At 47.3% G+C, this 20,236-nt stretch carries 1 protein-coding gene; it reads left to right on the plus strand.

The features are described from left to right. Positions 1 to 42: 42 nt before the first annotated feature. A complete protein-coding gene (locus OC193_RS18120; RefSeq protein ID WP_456156609.1) occupies positions 43 to 20,040 on the plus strand; it encodes a tandem-95 repeat protein in 19,998 nt (6,665 codons plus the stop codon). Positions 20,041 to 20,236: the final 196 nt, after the last annotated feature.

Genomic DNA, 20,236 nt, shown 5'->3' on the forward strand with positions numbered 1-20,236 from the left:
GTTCAAGCCTCTGCCGATTTAACTGTTAACCCAATCAATGACCTGCCAGTTCCTCAAGATCAACCGTTCAGTGTTGAAGAAGACGGCACGCTCATCTTCACAGATGCAGACCTGTTAACAGGTGCGACAGACATTGAAGGTGACAACCTTTCTGTTGAAGGTGTTACCTACGATGGCGGTGACGGTATCCTGACCGACAACGGCAATGGCACATATACATTCGCACCAAACGAGAACTTCAATGGCGAAGTAAACTTCAGCTTCGATGTGTCTGATGGTACCGATACGGTATCTGCGAATATCGATGTGAGCGTAACTGCGGTTGATGATGCGCCCGTATCTGGCGATTTAGCTTACTCAGTCGATGAAGATGGTTCTATCCGTCTAAGCCAAGAGCAACTGCTTTCTCAAGCATCTGATGTTGAAGGCGATGACCTAACTGCAAGCAGCCTAACGGTTGATGGTGATGCGACGGTTACTCAAAACGTGGATGGTAGCTTTACCATCACGCCAGATGAGAACTTCAATGGCGACATCGATATCAGATTCGATATCTCAGATGGCACCAATACGGTTCAAGCGTCTGCTGCCCTAACCGTCAACCCAATCAATGACTTGCCAGTTCCTCAAGACCAGCAGTTCAGCGTTGAAGAAGATGGTACGCTGATGTTCACTGATGCTGACCTGCTAACAGGTGCGACAGACATTGAAGGCGACAACCTTTCTGTAGAAGGTGTGACCTACGATGGCGGCGACGGCATTCTTACCGACAACGGCAATGGCACTTACACCTTTGCTCCAAATGAAAACTTCAATGGTGATGTAAACTTCAGCTTCGATGTGTCTGATGGTACCGATACAGTCTCTGCGAACATCGATGTCAGCGTAACTGCGGTTGATGATGCGCCAGTTTCGGGTGACTTAGCTTACTCAGTCGATGAAGATGGTTCGATTCGTTTAAGCCAAGAGCAACTGCTTTCTCAAGCATCAGATGTGGAAGGCGATGATCTAACTGCTAGTGGCCTAACGGTTGGTGGTGATGCGACCGTTACTCAAAACGACGATGGCAGCTTTACAATCACACCAGATGAGAACTTCAATGGCGACATCGATATCAGCTTTGATATCTCCGATGGTACCAACACGGTTCAAGCATCGGCTGACCTGACCGTTAATCCAATCAATGACTTGCCAGTTCCTCAAGACCAACAATTTAGTGTTGAAGAAGATGGAACTCTACAATTTACTGATGCAGACCTACTTACCGGCGCAACTGATATTGAGGGTGATGATTTAACGGTTGAAGGCATCAGTTATGAAGGGACGGATGGGGTACTGACGGACCATGGTGATGGCTCATACAGCTTTGCGCCAAATGAAAACTTCAATGGTGAGGTTAACTTTAGCTTCGATGTGTCTGATGGAACTGACACTGTCTCTGCAAACATCGATGTCAGCGTAACTCCAGAGAACGATCCGCCAGTTGCAGGCTCTACATCTTACACGGTTAATGAAGACAACTCGATTACCATTTCTGATGCACAATTATTGGCGAACTCTTCTGATATCGAAGGGGATGTATCAATAGATAGCGTGACTTATTCTGGTAGTGACGGTGTCCTTGAAATCAACGGTAACGGTACTTATACCTTCTCGCCAAACGAGAACTTCAATGGCGAAATTGCTCTTGATGTAGTGGTTGCTGATGAAGATGGCGCGACCGATGCGACAACTGCGGGTATTACTGTACTTGAAGTGAACGATCCGCCAGTTGCTGGCCCAACGTCTTACACCATTGATGAAGACTCAGTACTGACCTTCAGTGAGTCACAAGTGCTACTGAATGCTTCTGATGTAGAAGGGGATGTTGAGCTTGTTGGTATTAACTACAACGGCCCTGACGGTATCTTCTCGGTAAATGGTGATGGCACTTGCAGCTTTGCTCCGAATGAGAACTTTAATGGCCAAGTTCAACTTGATGTGACCATTCGTGATGAAGATGGTGCAGAAGTTGATACCGTCATCAACGTGGATGTTCTGCCAATTAACGATGCACCAGTCTCGGGTGATTTGGCTTACAACGTTAATGAGGATGGTTCAATCACCTTGAGTCAAGAACAACTACTGTCTCAAGCATCTGATGTTGAGGGCGATGACCTAACGGCGAGCGACCTAACGGTTGATGGAAACGCAACGGTAACCGCTAATGATGATGGCAGTTTTACCATTGTTCCAGACGCGAACTTCAATGGTGACGTTGATATTCAATTCAACATCACGGATGGTACTGACACGGTTCAAGCAACCGCCGATCTTACGGTTAATCCAGTCAATGACTTACCGGTTCCTCAAGATCAACAATTCAGCATTGAAGAAGACGGTACGCTTCAATTCACCGACGCGGACCTGCTTACTGGTGCCACTGATATTGATGGCGACGACCTCACCGTAGAAGGCATCAGTTACACAGGTGGTGACGGTGTATTAACAGACCATGGTGATGGTACTTATACCTTTGCACCAAACGAAAACTTCAATGGCGATGTGAACTTCAGTTTCGATGTGTCTGATGGCACAGAAACGGTCAATGCTAACATTGATGTGAGTGTGACACCTGAGAACGATCCGCCAGTTGCGGGTTCAACCTCATACATGGTCAACGAAGACAACGCCATCACAATTTCTGATGAGCAATTGTTAGCAAACTCTTCTGACGTTGAAGGTGCGGTATCGGTTGATAGCGTGACCTACAGTGGTACGGATGGTGTGTTCCAAGACAATGGTGACGGCAGTTACACCTTCCTTCCTAATGAAAACTTCAGTGGCGATATCAGCCTTGACGTGATTGTTGCTGATGAAGATGGTTCGATTGATGAAACCACCGCGGGTATTACCGTTCTAGAAGTGAATGATCCACCGGTCGCAGGTCCAACGTCATACACCATTGACGAAGATTCGGTACTGACGTTCAGTGAATCTCAGATTCTTGTTAATGCTTCGGATGTCGAAGGCGATGTAGAACTAGTCGGCATCAATTACGATGGGGAAGACGGTATCTTCACTGTAAATGGTGATGGTACATGTAGCTTTGCACCAAACGAAAACTTCAATGGTCAGGTTCAATTGGGTGTGACCATTCAAGATGAAGAAGGTGCGACGGTAGAGACACAGATTAATGTTGATGTACTGCCAATTAACGATCCACCAGTATCGGGCGATTTGGCTTACACCATCAACGAAGACAGCTCAATCACACTAAGCCAAGAGCAATTACTTGCGCGAGCTGGTGATATTGATAGCGAAAACCTAGAAGCTATTAACCTTTCGACCGATGAAAACGCAACCATCCAACAAAACGACGATGGTAGCTACACCATTACACCAGACGCTGATTACAACGGCGACCTCGACCTAAGCTTCGATATCATCGATAACGATGGTGGTGAGGTTCAAGTCGGTCTCGATATTACAGTTAATCCGTTGAACGACTTGCCACAAGCGCAAGATCAACAGTTCACAATTGAAGAAGATGGCACATTACTGTTTACCGATGAAGACCTACTTACTGGAGCATCGGATATTGATGGGGATGACCTGTCGATTGAAAATGTGCTTTACACAGGTGCAGACGGTGTACTGAGTGATAACGGTGATGGCACCTACAGCTTTGCACCAAACGAGAACTTCAATGGTGATGTTCAATTCTCATTTGATGTTTCTGATGGCACGGGTTCAACAGCCGCCCATATTGATGTAAGTGTAACGCCGGAGAACGATCCACCTGTAGCGGGCTCGACAGCTTATACAGTTCAAGAAGATGGCCAAATCACGATCAGTGATGAACAGTTATTAGCTAACTCTTCAGATGTAGAGGGTGATGTTGCTCTATCGAGCGTTACTTACGCTGGTGACGATGGTTCGTTCGTTGATAACGGCAATGGCACCTACACCTTCACGCCAAATGAAAACTTCGACGGTGACATTTCACTGGACGTTGTTGTCGTTGATGAAGATGGTGCAACGGCGACTACCACAGCAGGCATTGATGTTATTGCTGTCAATGACGGCCCTGAAACGTCTGGTATTCAGGTTGAAGTCGACGAAGATAATTCAATCACTATTACTCAAGAACAGTTGCTTGCGAATGCTACTGACGTTGAGGGTGATGAGTTAACGGCGTCTAACCTTCAAACCAACGACCCTGACGCGACAATTGTTGCGAATGACGATGGTTCATTCACTATCACGCATACCGAGAACTTCAATGGCGAGTTGGACTTCACATACAGCATCAGTGATGGTGACAATGAAGTTCTGACCACACTCGATCTAACGGTTAATCCAGTTAATGATGCGCCAGAAGCGGGCGAAGAGATCTTCATCCAAGCGCAAGAAGATCAAACGGTTGGTGTGACGCTTCGTGAAGAACCTGCACTACGTTTAGACCAAGCGCCAGAAAACGGCATCATTGAAGCGAATGTTAATAATGAGTGGGTAGTACTCGAAGTTGGGCAAGAAGTTCCTGCCGATACAGAAGTGCGCTTTGTACCAAGTGAAGACGCTTTAGCTGAAGGCACGCATACTACACAAATTGGTACCTTCGACGATAACGCGAGCGTAGACGATTGGGGTACAGAAGTTGACCCTTACACTCGTGAGTTCTCGGATGGCGACTTAACGGTTACGGTTCAAAGTAACGATGATCCTCTTGGTGCATGGAATGGGAATACGCACATTGGTCATGGTATCGGTGATACTGACCGTCAAGGCTTGAGTGGTGATGAAAAACTGACTATCTCGGTTGAAGGTCAAGACATCAATGAAATCAGCTTCCACCTAGATGGTTTGGGTGGCTGGTTCATGGAAGAGTCTCGTCACTTTACTGAAGTCGAAATTCGCGCCTTCAATGAAGATGGCGACATGATTGACTCCATGACTTACCACAAAGAAGACCGTGGTACTTTCGAGACGGATTACACGTTAACCGTTGACCAACCAGTGTCTTACTTTGAACTCGGCACAGTTCAAGGAAATGGTACTTATGTTGTTCAAAACATGACAGTGTCACAAACTTGTCATGATGAAGCCGTGTTCACATCGATTGGGGTAGACGGTTCAGAAATCACTGAAACGGTTGAATTGAACATCCATGCCGGTGACAACGAAATCGAGCTAACGGCTGATCTGCCGAATATCACGATCGATACTGAAGGTTCAGCTCAGTTTGCTTCTGTCGTGATTACTGAAGAACAATTACTGGCTCAAGCATCAGACATTGATGGCGATGATCTTGATATTCAGAATCTAGAGCTGGTGGGTGAAAACTCAGAGCATGCAACACTCACTGACAACGGTGATGGTACTTGGACGGTGACACCAGATGAAAACTTCTACGGTGAAATTGAGCTGGGTTACCAAGTTTCTGATGGTGAATTGACTGATGATAACATCATTAACATCAACTTTGAGTCGGTGAATGATGCGCCAATCGTTTCTGGTCCAATGGTTCTATCGACAGACGAAGACCAAGGTATTACGTTCAGTGCTGATGATTTACTGGCGAACACTACAGATGTAGAAGGCGATGCGCTGTCTATTTCTGACATCACTTACGGTGGTGATGACGGTGATTTAGTCGACAATGGTGATGGTACATTTACCTTCATGCCGAATGAAAACTTCAATGGTGAAATCGACATTGATTACAAGGTGTTTGATGGTACTGATGAAGTTGCAACCCACCTAGACCTAACGGTTGTACCAGTCAATGATGTGCCAGTTCCTGGCGAACCATTGCACACCCAAATGCTTGAAAATGGCTCTATGATCATCGAAGCGAAAGACCTATTGTCTGGCGCGACCGATGTTGATGGTGACATTCTTCATGTCGAAAACCTATTACTTGCAGACCAAACACAAGGTACGTTAACGGATAATGGTGATAATACCTTTACCTTCGAACCTGCAGAGGACTTCTACGGTGAAGTGAACCTGACCTTCGATATCAGTGACGGTCAAGCAAGCGCACCAAGTACTGCAAGAGTAGACGTTGAAATTGTCAACGAAGGCCCTGAAGTTAGCGGTCCAATTGAAGCCGCTGTTGATGAAGATGGTTCAATCACTATCACTCAAGAGGATCTGTTAGCGAATGCAACGGATGTCGATGGCGATAACCTTGAAGCGGTTAACTTTGCGACCAACGATCCAAATGCGGTTGTTGTAGAAAACCCAGACGGTAGCTTCACTATTACACCAAGTGCTGATTTCTTTGGTGAAATTGAATTTACTTACGATGTCACTGACGCGATCGAAACTGTTGCTGCTGACCTCAATCTAACCGTAAACCCAATCAATGATGCACCAGACGTTCCAGACATGTCTTTCACAACGGAAGATGGTCAAGCGATCACCATTACAGAAGCTGAACTATTAACACAAGCGACAGATGTTGAAGGTGATGAGCTTTCTGTACTGAACGTGACAAGTGCTAGTGATACGGTAGATGTGACAGACAATGGTGATGGCACATACACATTAACGCCAGAGCAGGGCTTCTTCGGCAATGTTGACTTAACGTTTGATGTGAGTGACGGCACCGACGTGGTGGCTGCAAACATCGACCTAAAAGTTGAGTTCGTTAATGATGCGCCAGAAGCAACGCCAATGGTTGCGGATGTCGACGAAGATGGTTCAATTCTCGTTACACAAGCGATGTTGCTGGAGAACGCGAGTGACCAAGATGGCGATGAGCTGTTTGCGAGCGCTCTAGAAACCAACGATCCGAATGCAAGTATCGTAGACAATGGCGATGGTACTTACACAGTGACTCCTTCGGAAAACTTCAATGGTGATATCGCATTCACCTATGAGGTGAGTGATGGTGAACTCAGTACCGCCAATGACATGACATTGACCGTGAATCCGGTGAATGACATTCCAATTGTTGCCCCAGGCATGTATCACATCGAAGAGGATGGCAGCATCCTGTTCACTCAAGAAGATCTATTGAGCGGTGCGATTGATATTGATGGCGATGACCTTAGCGTTACCAGCATCAATTACTCTGGTGAGGAAGGCACGGTAACCGATAACGGTGATGGCACGTTTAGCTTCGTTCCTGAAGAACACTTTAGTGGTGACCTGCAGTTCAGCTTTACGGTTACCGACGGCACTGATGAGGTAGAACAAGACCTTAGCGTTCATATTGAAGCGGTCGCGGATGCACCGGATCTTGTGATAACCGATGGCGACGGCGTTAACGTTGATGACCAAGCTATTTTGGTTGAGCCAGGCGGCATTGTTGAACTGAACATTGCAGCGGCGCTTGTCGACCAAGACTTGTCTGAAACACTTACCGTAACCGTAGATGGTGTGCCAGAAGGTTCGGTTATTCAATACGATAACGAAGGCGTTCTGAATGACCAAGAGAACGGTATCACCAGTTATAACGACACTGAAATTACAGTAACGTTTGAAGGTGAAACGGCAGGTTACCAAAACGCAGCGGGTTACTACAAAGTTGACGAAGACGGTAATATCACGGGTGTTGAAGTTGTCTATGAAAATGCATCACAAGTTGGTGGCGGCGGTGACCTTGTTCCAGGACAAGACCAGTTCAGCTTCCAAGTTGAAGAAGGTGAAAGTTTCAACCTGTTCTTGATTCCAAACGGACATCAGCACAATGACTTTGACGCGATGCAGGAAGGTCAGTACGAGTTCCGCGCAGCGGATGGTTCGCCCGCGAACATGGATACGGTTGATCCTCAACTTGTATTTATTGCTGCCGATGGCACTGAAACTGTAGTTCAAGGGCAGAATGGTGATGCGATCTTCCATGGTGGTTCAAGCTCTCAGCTAAACCAAGATGGTATCGAGCATACTCGCACGACGGTTAATGAAGATGGCGAGCTCGTTTACGGATTTGAAGATTTGTATGGCGGCGGTGATGCTGACTTTTCAGACTTCAATTTCACAATCGATGTCGGTGAAGTGAACAGCCAAATCTACAGCGGTGAAGTGACGGTTGGCCCTGATGGTACGGTGAACTTACCAACAACGGCTATCGAAAATGCGCTACAGATCCAGTTACCAGAAGACTTCAACGAACAGCTTGAAGTTCATGTAACTGCAACCGCAACAGAGTTATCGAATGATGATTCTGAAACGGTTTCCCAAACCATTTACATTAACGCGACAGGCGCACACATTGAGCATGCACCTGAAGCACTTCCTGTTGCAGCAACAGTGGAAGAAGATGGTTCTATCATCATTACGCAAGAAGACTTGTTAGCTAATGCTCGTGATTTAGATGGCGACCAACTAACAGCGCTTAACTTAGCGACTGATGATGACAATGTGACTATCGCAGATAACGGTGATGGTACTTACACATTAACGCCAGATGCTGACTTCAATGGCGATGTTAGCTTTACGTTTGATGTGTCTGATGGTGATGATGTTGTCTCTACCAATCTAGAGCTAACTGTTTCACCAGTGAACGATGGTCCAGTAGCACAAGACCAAGCATTTATAGTCAATGAAGATGGTGTATTAACCTTCACAGACCAAGACCTATTAACAGGTGCGACGGACATTGAAGGGGACGACCTAAGCGTTGAAGGTGTGACTTACACTGGCGCAGACGGTGTTCTAACCGATAATGGCGATGGTACATACAGCTTCGCGCCAAACGAAAACTTCAATGGTGATGTGAACTTCTCGTTCAATGTATCAGATGGTACCGATACGGTAACCGCTAACATTGATGTCAGCGTGACGCCAGAGAATGATCCTCCAGTGGCGGGTAGCACGTCTTACACGGTCCATGAAGATAACTCCATTACGATCAGTAACGAACAATTGCTAGCGAACTCTTCAGATATTGAAGGTGAAGTAGCGATTGATAGTGTTACCTATAGTGGCAGTGACGGTGTTCTAGAAATCAACGGTGACGGCACATATACCTTCTCTCCAAACGAGAACTTCAATGGCGAAGTTAGCCTTGATGTGGTTGTTGTGGATGAAGACGATGCAGCCGTATCGACGACTGCGGGCATTACGGTTCTAGAAGTGAACGATCCGCCAGTTGCTGGCCCAACGTCTTACACTATCGATGAAGACTCGGTACTGACCTTTAATGAGTCTCAAGTTCTGCTGAACGCCTCTGATATTGAAGGTGACGTACAACTAGTTGAGATCAACTACGACGGTTCAGACGGAATCTTCTCAATCAATGGTGACGGCACATGTAGCTTTGCACCGAATGAAAACTTCAATGGCCAAGTGCAGTTGGATGTGACCATTCAAGATGAAGACGGCGCTCAAGTTGATACTCATATTACGGTTGATGTCCTACCAATCAACGACGTACCAGTATCAGGAGACTTGGCATACAGCGTAGAGGAAGACGGTTCGATTACCTTGAGCCAAGAGCAACTTCTTTCTCAAGCTAGCGATGTAGACGGAGACGACCTTACTGCTTCTAACTTAGTGGTTGATGGAGACGCGACAGTTGTTGTTAACGATGATGGTAGCTTTACCATTACGCCAGATGCGAACTTCAATGGCGACATTGATCTAACGTTCGACATTAGCGACGGTACCGATACGCTGGTTGCGACGGCTGACCTCACCGTTAATCCAGTTAATGACCTTCCACAACCACAAGATCAAACGTTCAGCATTGGCGAAGACGGCATCTTGAACTTCACAGATGAAGACTTGCTAACAGGTGCTACCGATATCGATGGGGATGACCTATCGGTTGAAGGTGTGACTTACACTGGCGCCGACGGTGTTCTTACTGACAATGGCGACGGAAGCTACAGCTTTGCGCCAAACGAGAACTTCAATGGTGATGTGAACTTCAGTTTTGATGTGTCAGATGGCACGGATACGGTTCAAGCCAACATTGATGTCAGCGTGACACCAGAGAACGATCCGCCTGTTGCGGGGAGCACGTCTTACACTGTTCATGAAGACAACTCAATCACAATTAGCGACGAACAGTTACTCGCTAACTCTTCAGACATTGAAGGTGAAGTGGCAGTCGATAGCGTGACTTACACTGGCGCTGATGGTGTCTTTGAAGACAACGGTGACGGTACTTACACCTTCTCACCAAACGAAAACTTCAACGGTGAAGTTAGCCTAGATGTTGTCGTTACCGATGAAGAGGGTGCAACAGAAGCGACAACCGCGGGTATTACTGTACTTGAGGTGAATGATCCGCCAATTGCGGGTTCAACCAGCTACTCAGTGAACGAAGACGAAGTTATCACCATCAGTTCAGAGCAACTGTTGGCGAATGCTTCTGATATCGAAGGTGAAGTGGCGATTGATAGCGTTAACTACACAGGCTCCGACGGTATCTTTACTGACAATGGTGATGGCACATTTAGCTTCGCACCAAACGCGAACTTCGATGGTGATGTCAGCCTGGATGTTGTCGTTACTGATGAAGACGGCGCAACCGCAACTACCACTGCAAACATTGATGTTCTGCCTGTGAACGATGCTCCGGTATCGGGCGACTTGGCGTACAGCGTGGACGAAGATGGTTCAATTACCTTGAGCCAAGAGCAATTACTTGCTCAAGCGAGCGATGTTGACGGCGACGACTTAACAGCGGCTAACCTAACTGTTGGCGGTGATGCGACCGTTACTTCGAACGATGATGGTAGTTTCACTATCACGCCAGATGCTGACTTCAATGGCGACATTGATTTGAACTTCGACATTACCGATGGTGATGCGACGCTTCAAGCAACGGCTGACCTAACGGTTAACCCAGTCAACGACTTGCCAACTGTCGGTGAGCCACAGTTTGTGACTCAAGAAGACACGAGCTTTACCTTCACAGAAGAGCAACTGCTGCAAAATGCAGGCGATATTGATGGCGACAACTTGTCGGTCGAAAATGTCGCTTCTGACAGTGGTTCACTGGTTGATAACGGCGACGGTACTTACACATTTGCTCCGAATGAAAACTTCGATGGCAATGTGAATGTGACCTTCGATGTGAATGACGGCACAGCGATAGTACCAGCAGAAGCGACGATTGATGTTCAATCTGTGGTTGATATGCCAGAGCTGTCGATTGCGTCTGACTTGGTGATTGCTTCAGACAACTTCGAGTCTGGCTCGAACGGCTGGAATACGGGTACTGAAAGCTCACAAGGCTTCGAATCAGGTGACATGCTAGGTCGTATTGGTGGCACTGGTGGCGATGAAGCAGTCAGCAAAACTTACGACATTCCAAGTGATGTGAGCGAAGTTAATATCTCGTTCAGTTTCTACGAAATTGATTCTTGGGATGGTGAGTCGTTCCAAATCTTTGTCGGCGGCGAAGAGCTTACTTCGTTAGACAACTCGGCGTTCCAAACTCAAGATGGCACGACAACGTTGTACGATTCAGCGGGCAATGAAGTGGGTGAAGTTGTTCACGGCGTGTCGCAAGGTGAAGGCTTCAGTGGTTGGAACGACCAAGCACACCAAATCAACCTAACCGTACCAGTTGAAGATGGTCAACTTGAGTTAGGCTTCGGTTCAACCTTGAACCAAGGTGTGAGTGATGAGTCGTTTGGCATCGATAACATTGAAATCACAGTGTCTGATGCGGATTACCAAATTATTGGTACCGAAGATACGCCAGTACCATTGGATATTGATGCGGCGTTAACCGATACCGATGGTTCAGAAAATCTCGCTATCTTGATTGAAGATGTACCAGAGGGAAGTTCGCTTTCTGCAGGTACCGACAACGGCGATGGCACGTGGTCTCTACAACCAGAAGAACTTGAAGGGCTAGAGTTTATCCCTTCAGGTGACTTCAATGGTGATGTGGTACTAACCGTTAATGCGACATCGACTGATGTTGATACGGGCACCATCGCAACGGCAACGCAAGATGTGACGATTCACATCTCGCCAGCGAACGATGTTCCAGAAGTTGATGGTGACATCAGTGCTGTGACAGGCGAAGACAACAGCATCACGCTAACTCAAGAGCAGTTGCTAGAGCACGCTGTTGACATTGATGGTGATGACCTATCAGCAATCAACCTAACCACCAATGACGAAAATGCGACCGTTCAAATGAACGACGATGGCAGTTTCACCATTACACCGAGTGAAAACTTCAACGGTAATATCGAATTTAGTTACGATGTAACCGATGGGGAAGACATGGTGGCAGCTGGCCTAGACTTGACGGTAACACCAGTCAATGACGCGCCAGAGCCACAAGATCAAGCATTCATAATTGGTGAGGATGGTGTTCTTAACTTCACAGACGAAGACCTACTCACGGGTGCTACGGATGTTGAAGGTGATGACCTAACGGTTGAAGGTGTGACTTACACAGGTGCTGATGGTGTTCTTACTGATAATGGCGACGGCAGTTACAGCTTCGCACCTAACGAGAACTTCAATGGTGATGTGAACTTTAGCTTTGATGTGTCAGATGGCACAGATACGGTTCAAGCCAACATTGATGTGAGTGTCACACCAGAGAACGATCCTCCAGTGGCAGGCAGCACGTCTTACACGGTTCATGAAGACAACTCAATCACCATTAGTAACGAGCAGCTATTAGCTAGCTCTTCTGATGTTGAAGGTGAAGTGGCGATTGATAGCGTGTCTTACACTGGCAGTGATGGTGTGTTCGAAGACAACGGTGACGGCACGTACACCTTCTCACCAAACGAGAACTTTAATGGCGAAGTGAGCTTAGCTGTTGTTGTTACTGATGAAGACGGTGCAACTGAAGCGACTACCGCGGGAATTACCGTTCTTGAGGTTAATGATCCACCAATTGCTGGCTCGACCAGCTATTCAGTGAACGAAGATGAAGTTATCACCATCAGTTCAGAGCAGCTGTTGGCAAACTCTTCGGACGTTGAAGGCGAAGTGGCGATTGATAGCGTTACTTACACAGGCGCTGACGGTATCTTCACTGACAATGGTGATGGAACATTTAGCTTTGCACCAAACGTAAACTTCGACGGTGATGTAAGCCTTGATGTAGTGGTGACTGATGAAGACGGTGCGACAGTAGCCACCAGCGCAAGCATTGATGTTCTACCAATCAATGATCCACCAGTATCGGGTGACTTGGCGTACAGCATTGATGAAGATGGTTCGATTACTCTGACTCAAGAACAGTTGCTATCTCAAGCATCTGATGTGGATGGCGATGACCTGACCGCAAGCAACTTAAGTGCGGGTGATAATGCGACCGTTGTTGATAATGGCGATGGCACCTTTACGGTAACGCCAGATGCGAACTTCAATGGCGATATCGACCTAAGCTTTGATATTTCGGATGGCACTGAGTCAATTGTGGCGAACGCCGATCTGACGGTAAACCCAGTCAATGACTTGCCAACGACATCCGATGTTTACGCGAACGTTGATGAAGATAATGTCATCACTATCACGCAGGAGCAGCTACTTGCGAATGCCGCTGATATTGAGGGCGATGATCTTGTCGCTTCCGACTTAACCTTAGTGGGTGACGATGCAACGATTGTCGATAATGGCGATGGCACGTTCTCTATCACTCCAAGCGAAAACTTCAATGGCTACATCGATGTTGCGTACAGCATTAGCGATGGCGACACACCAATTGCCGCTAACTTAGGTCTAACGGTTGACCCAGTTAACGACGCGCCAATTGTTTCTGCTGATGTGGCAATAACCATTGAAGAAGATGGTTCGTACACCATTACTCAAGAAGAGCTCTTACAATTCGCGACTGACATCGAAGATGATGACATGACCGCAATTATCGGAGAACCGGGTGATGAAACGACGGTAACCGGTACCGTGTTGGATGCTGAAACCGGCAATCCAATCGTAGGTGCGGACGTTACGCTAACCGACAATGCCGGTCACTCTTACACAGCGGTGACGGATCAATCTGGTAACTACTCTGTGAGCGGCCCAGTTGTTGACCAAGGTACCGTAACTATTGAACAAGAAGGCTCTATTACTAGCAGCTTCTTAGTTCCAGCAGGTGAAGATACCAATGGTGGCGTAACCGCAATATCGGAAGTGCTTGAAGAAACAGATATGCGTATCGTGGTCACATGGGGTGAAAGCCCACGTGATATGGACAACCACCTATGGCTCTACGATACAGAGAATGGCAATGAGCTAGACCATATTTACTATCGCGACATGAGCCACGATTTGGGCGAAGGTAATGTCGTTCAGCAAGATGTGGATGACACGAATGGCGGTGGTCCTGAAACCATCACCATTCCAAACTACCAAGATGCGGACATGCACTATTCAGTTCACAACTACACCAGCAGAAGTTGGGATGTGGACGGTGTTGAAGATGTGCAAGTTCAGGTCTTCGTAGGCGATACATTGATTGAAACCTTCAGCCCTGATTTGTCTGATAACCCATCGGGTGATCACTGGCATGTATTCGATATCGTGAACGGCGTTATTGTTCCAAGCCAAGATGTAGGCACTCAAAATGCATTCGACTTGCCAACGGCAGAAGAAGCGCTCGCGAATGAAAACGGCATTGATATCTCTGAATTGCTAACCGGCGATGAAGGTGATGGTTCTGATGAGACGGGTGGTAACGAACCAAGTGTGGGTGATATCTCCATCGACAACGCTCTTATCACTGACAATGGTGATGGTACTTACACCATTACACCGGAAGAGAACTTCAATGGTGAATTCTCCATTAGTTACAACGTGGATGATGGTAACGGTGGAGTGACTCCGGCAGAGCTAGATGTGACCGTAACAGCAGTCAACGATCTTTCTGTTATTTACGACCACGACTACACCATTAATGAAGATGGCTCGTTAACATTCACTGATGAACAGTTACTGGCTGGTGCGACGGATATCGATGGCGACGACCTTTCTGTTGAATCTGTTAACTACGAAGGCACCGACGGTGTGTTCACGGATAACGGCGATGGCACTTACACCTTCGCTCCAAACGAAAACTTCAATGGCAGCGTTGACCTTACTTACGATGTCAGCGATGGCGCCGATGTTGTATCGGCAAACATTGATGTTCAAGTTGTTCCTATCAATGACGTACCGGTTGCAGGCACTACTGCTTACACCGTTGAAGAAGATGGCAGTATTACCCTAAGCGATACACAACTTCTGGCGAACAGCTCGGATGTTGAAGGGGATGTCTTTGTTAGCGACGTTAGCTACAGCGGCACAGATGGTGTGTTTACAGATAATGGTGATGGCACTTACACATTCTCGCCAAACGAAAACTTTAACGGCGACATCAGTCTTGATGTGTCTGTTATGGATGAGGATGGCGCAACGGCTGAAACAACGGCAGGCATCGATGTCATTGCTGTTAATGACCTACCGGTTGCAGGTTCAACAACCTACAGTGTTGACGAAGATAACGTCATTACGATTTCTGATGCTCAGATTCTTGCGAACAGCTCTGACATTGAAGGTGATGTATCCGTTAGTGATGTTTCTTACTCGGGTGCAGACGGTATCTTTACTGACAATGGTGATGGTACTTACAGCTTCGCACCAAACGAAAACTTCAACGGTAATGTCAGCCTAGATGTGACTGTTGCCGATGAAGACGGTGCAACCGCGCAAACTACCGCGGGTGTTGACGTTATCGCAGTCAACGACGCTCCAGTCTCTGGTGACTTGGCTTACTCAGTGGATGAAGATGGTTCAATCACCCTAAGCCAAGAGCAATTGCTGGCTCAAGCTTCTGATGTGGATGGCGATGACCTTACGGCTGCAAACCTAACGGCAGGTGACAACGCAACAGTAACGGCAAACGAGGATGGTTCATTTACCATCACACCAGATGCTGACTTCAATGGCGACATTGACCTAAGCTTCGACCTGTCTGACGGTACTGAAACGGTTGTCGCAACGGCAGACCTTACTGTTAACCCAGTGAATGATGTCGCGGTTGTTGAAGATGTGGCTTATACCATTGAAGAAGACGGTTCATTAACCTTCACAGATGAGCAGCTGCTAGCGGGCGCTTCTGATATAGATGGTGATGAGCTGTCAGTTGTTGATGTCTCTTACACAGGCGCAGAGGGTGTGTTCACCGACAATGGTGATGGTACTTACACCTTTGCTCCAAATGAAAACTTCAATGGCGAAGTAAGTCTGGACTTCTCAGTATCTGACGGTACAGAGACGGTTGATGCAAACATCGACGTAACGGTAACAGACGTTAACGATGCACCAGTGGCGGGTGCAACGTCTTACCAAATGAACGAAGATGGCACCATCACATTGAGCCCTGAGCAGTTGATTGCGAATAGCTCAGATGTAGACGGTGAAGTATCACTTGATAGCGTGAGCTACTCAGGTGCAGACGGTATCTTGGTTCAAAATGAAGATGGTTCGGTAACGTTCGCACCAAACGAAAACTTTAACGGCGACATCAACCTTGATGTGACGGTTATTGATGACGACGGTGCGACGGCTCAGACTACCGCGGGTATTGAAGTGAGTGCTGTTAATGATGCTCCAGTGGCCGGAAACGTGGCTTACTCGGTTGATGAAGACGGTTCAATTACGCTGTCTCAAGAGCAGTTGCTGGCTAACGCATCCGATGTTGATGGTGATGCACTGACCGCAAGCAACCTATCTGCGGGTGATAATGCGACCGTAACAGCGAACGATGATGGTTCATTTACTATCACTCCTGATGCTGACTTCAACGGCGACATAGACCTAAGCTTCGATGTGTCAGATGGCCTTGAAACTGTTCAAGCTGGCGTCGACCTAACGGTTAACCCAGTCAATGACCTACCGACAGCAGAAGACCAAAGCTTCACCGTTGAGGAAGATGGAACGTTAATCTTCACGGATGCAGACCTACTAGCAGGCGCTGCAGACATTGACGGCGATGACTTGTCTATCACGGATGTGTCTTACACGGGCGCAGAAGGTGTGTTCACTGATAATGGTGATGGCACTTACAGCTTTGCTCCGAACGAGAACTTCAATGGCGATGTAAACCTTGGCTTCAAAGTGTCTGATGGCACTGAGACAGTCGATGCCAATATTGATGTGACCGTAACCGACATTAACGATGCACCAGTGGCGGGTTCAACGTCTTACCAAATGAACGAAGATGGCACCATCACAATCAGCCCTGAGCAGTTAATTGCTAATAGCTCAGACGTTGATGGTGAAGTGTCGCTTGAAAGCGTGACTTATTCAGGCTCTGACGGCTCCTTGGTTCAAAGCGATAACGGGTCTGTGACCTTCACGCCAAACGAGAACTTCAATGGTGATATCAGCCTAGATGTGGTCGTGACCGATGACGACGGTGCGACTGCAACAACAACGGCAGGTATCGAAGTTCTGGCTGTGAACGATGGACCTGAATCTGAGGATGTGAAACTAACCACAGCCGAAGACAGCACCATTCTTATCACACAAGACATGTTGTTAGCTCAAGCTACCGACATCGATAACACCGCAGACGAGCTGTCGGCTTCTGGTCTACAAATCGACCCTAGCTTAGGTGAGTTGCTAGACAACGAAGATGGTACTTGGTCATTTACGCCAAACGAAAACTTCAATGGCGATGTGCCAATGACGTTTAACGTTAGCGATGGCCAAGAGACAATTTCAGTCGACGGCAACATCGATGTTACGCCAGTCAATGATGCACCTGAAGCTCCAATGATTGAGATGCAAGGCGAAGAAGATGTGGTCATGGTGATTGACCCAGCTTACATTGCGGATCAAGTGACGGATCTTGATGGTGACGAGATCAGCATTGAGAGCATCACAGTTCGAGCTCCAGCGAATGCAACCTTAACTCAGCAACCAGACGGCATGTATCACTTAGTGACTACTCAAGACTTCAACGGCTTGGTAGAACTGGGTTATCAGGCAACTGATGGTGAAGAAGTGATTGATGGCTCGCTAAATGTGGATGTGATTCCGGTTAACGACGCTCCATTTAATGTCGGTAACGCGATGATGACCACAGACGAAGATGGCGCGTTCACCTTCGATGCTGGCGACTTGATGAACTTGTTCGGTGACATTGATACCGCAGACCTTGTTGTTTCACGCATTATCACCGCCGACGGTGAAGACGGCGGAGAAGTAACAGACAACGGTGATGGCACTTGGACATTCACACCAGCGGGTGACTTTGCAGGCGTTTCAGACCTACAAGTTGTCGTAAGTGACGGTGAGTTCGAAACGGTTCTCGATGTTCCGGTGTACGTACGTCCTGTCGCAGATGGCGCGGTTATATCAACCGACCATGATGGTCCATTAGTCTTCGGTGAAGATGAAACGGGTCACTTGGGACTGAACGTTGGCCTAGTCGATGACTCAGAAACACTAAGTAACTTAGTGATGACAGGTTTCCCTGTTGGGTTCGAGGTAACCGATGGTGTGAACACCGTGATGATCACTGAGCCGGGTCAATACATCGACCTGTTCGACTGGGATATCTCAAACATTCAAATGACACCTCCTGAAGACTTCCATGGTGAGTTCTTCGTAACCGTAAGTGCAACCACGGTTGATTACGGAGATGAACCAGAAGCGTTCGAAGATGGCATCGATTCAGGTGACTTCGAAACGGTAGCGGGTGATTCCATCATCCTAACCGCGGATGACCTAATCGGTTTAGCTGAGAATGTGGATGCTGACAGCGACGATGAAGTGAAACTGGTTCATCTTGCCGACCGCAGCCAAGGTGAGATTGTCGACAATGGCGATGGCACTTGGACGTTCACACCAGCACCAGGCTTTACTGGCGAAGCCGATATTGCTTACGTGGTGGACAAAGATGGCGTGCTTCATGATGAGCAAACTGGCGTAGTCGTGAAAGAAGGCGACTCGCAAGAGAATGCAGCACCAGAAGTTAACAGCATCACGACGACGGAAATTGCAGCAGATGCTACCTTGTCGTTCACTGATGAAGACATGTTAGCGAACCTGAGCGATGCAGAAGGCGATAGCTTAAGCATTGAGTCAGTAAGCTTGATGGAAGGTCAGGGCGTAATAGAGAGCGATAACCAAGGTAACTACCAATTCACACCTGCTGAAGACTACACCGGAGATGTTCAAGTTGGGTTTATAGCGACCGATGGCGAGAATCGCATCGAAAGCTTCTTCAATGTGGATATCCAAGGCGGAGATGAAGCGGCGGCGAGCGAAGGTTATGCCTTAGCTGACGATGGTTCACTAACTATCACGGATGCACAGCTGGTGGATGAGTTAGGCGTGAGTGATTCTGCACAAGTTGTTGATGTTGCAGACGCGAACGATGCTGGCTTCTTTGCCGAATCAGGTGAAGGTGAGTGGACTTACTGGCCGAACGAAGACTTCGATGGCAATTTAGCGATGAATGTTGAAGTTAACGACGGCGGTGAAGTATCAAGTCACAGCTTAAGCATCCAAGTTGAAGATGATTCAGTACAAAGTGATGAACCACAAGTCCAAGCTGCTCAAGCAACAGAAGAGCAACAAGTGGAAGTGGCTCAACAAGCTGATGACCAAGCTCAAGATGCTGAAACTGAAGACAGTACAGCCGATGTAACCGCGGCACCGGGCGATACCATCTCTATCTCGATTCCAGATGAGGTGAGTGGTAACGAATCGGTTGATTACGCTGATATGTCTGGCTTACCTGAGGGCGCTACTGTGAGCAACGCACTTGATAACGGTGATGGTAGCTTCACAATCAGTGGCAACTTAGAGCAGCCTGTATCTGTTGAACTTCCAGAAGGTTACGAAGGTACTAGCGAGATCCAATTCCAAGGTTACGACGAATTGGGTAGCTCAATAGACGGAGCTAGCGGTTCTGTTGAAGTTGAAGTCGATGATCAATACACCATGCAAGGTTCTACGCAAGAGCAGCAACCGGACATGGCGGGTATGGAATCTGGTGGCAGCGACTGGACAAGTGCGGGAGGCCAAGACCAAGGTGTTGACTTCACGGACGACTCTGGAAGCTTCGATTCAGATTCTCAAACTGGAACTGATCAAGGCAACGACTTCGACCAAAGCTCGATTTAATCGAGAGAGCTTAGTTTTAGTCTGAACCGACATTTAGTCTAAACCAACAAGTAAATAGGGCAGCGTAAAGTTGCCCTCATTAAAGCCATGTAGAGTTATTGATACATGGCTTTTTTTAATTTGTTTTTGTTGCTTGTTTCGCTAATTAAACTTGAGAACAGGTAAATATGTCCTTAATTATTAGAAGAGTCAATTA

The organism is Vibrio crassostreae (genome assembly GCF_024347415.1).
Taxonomy (GTDB): domain Bacteria; phylum Pseudomonadota; class Gammaproteobacteria; order Enterobacterales; family Vibrionaceae; genus Vibrio; species Vibrio crassostreae.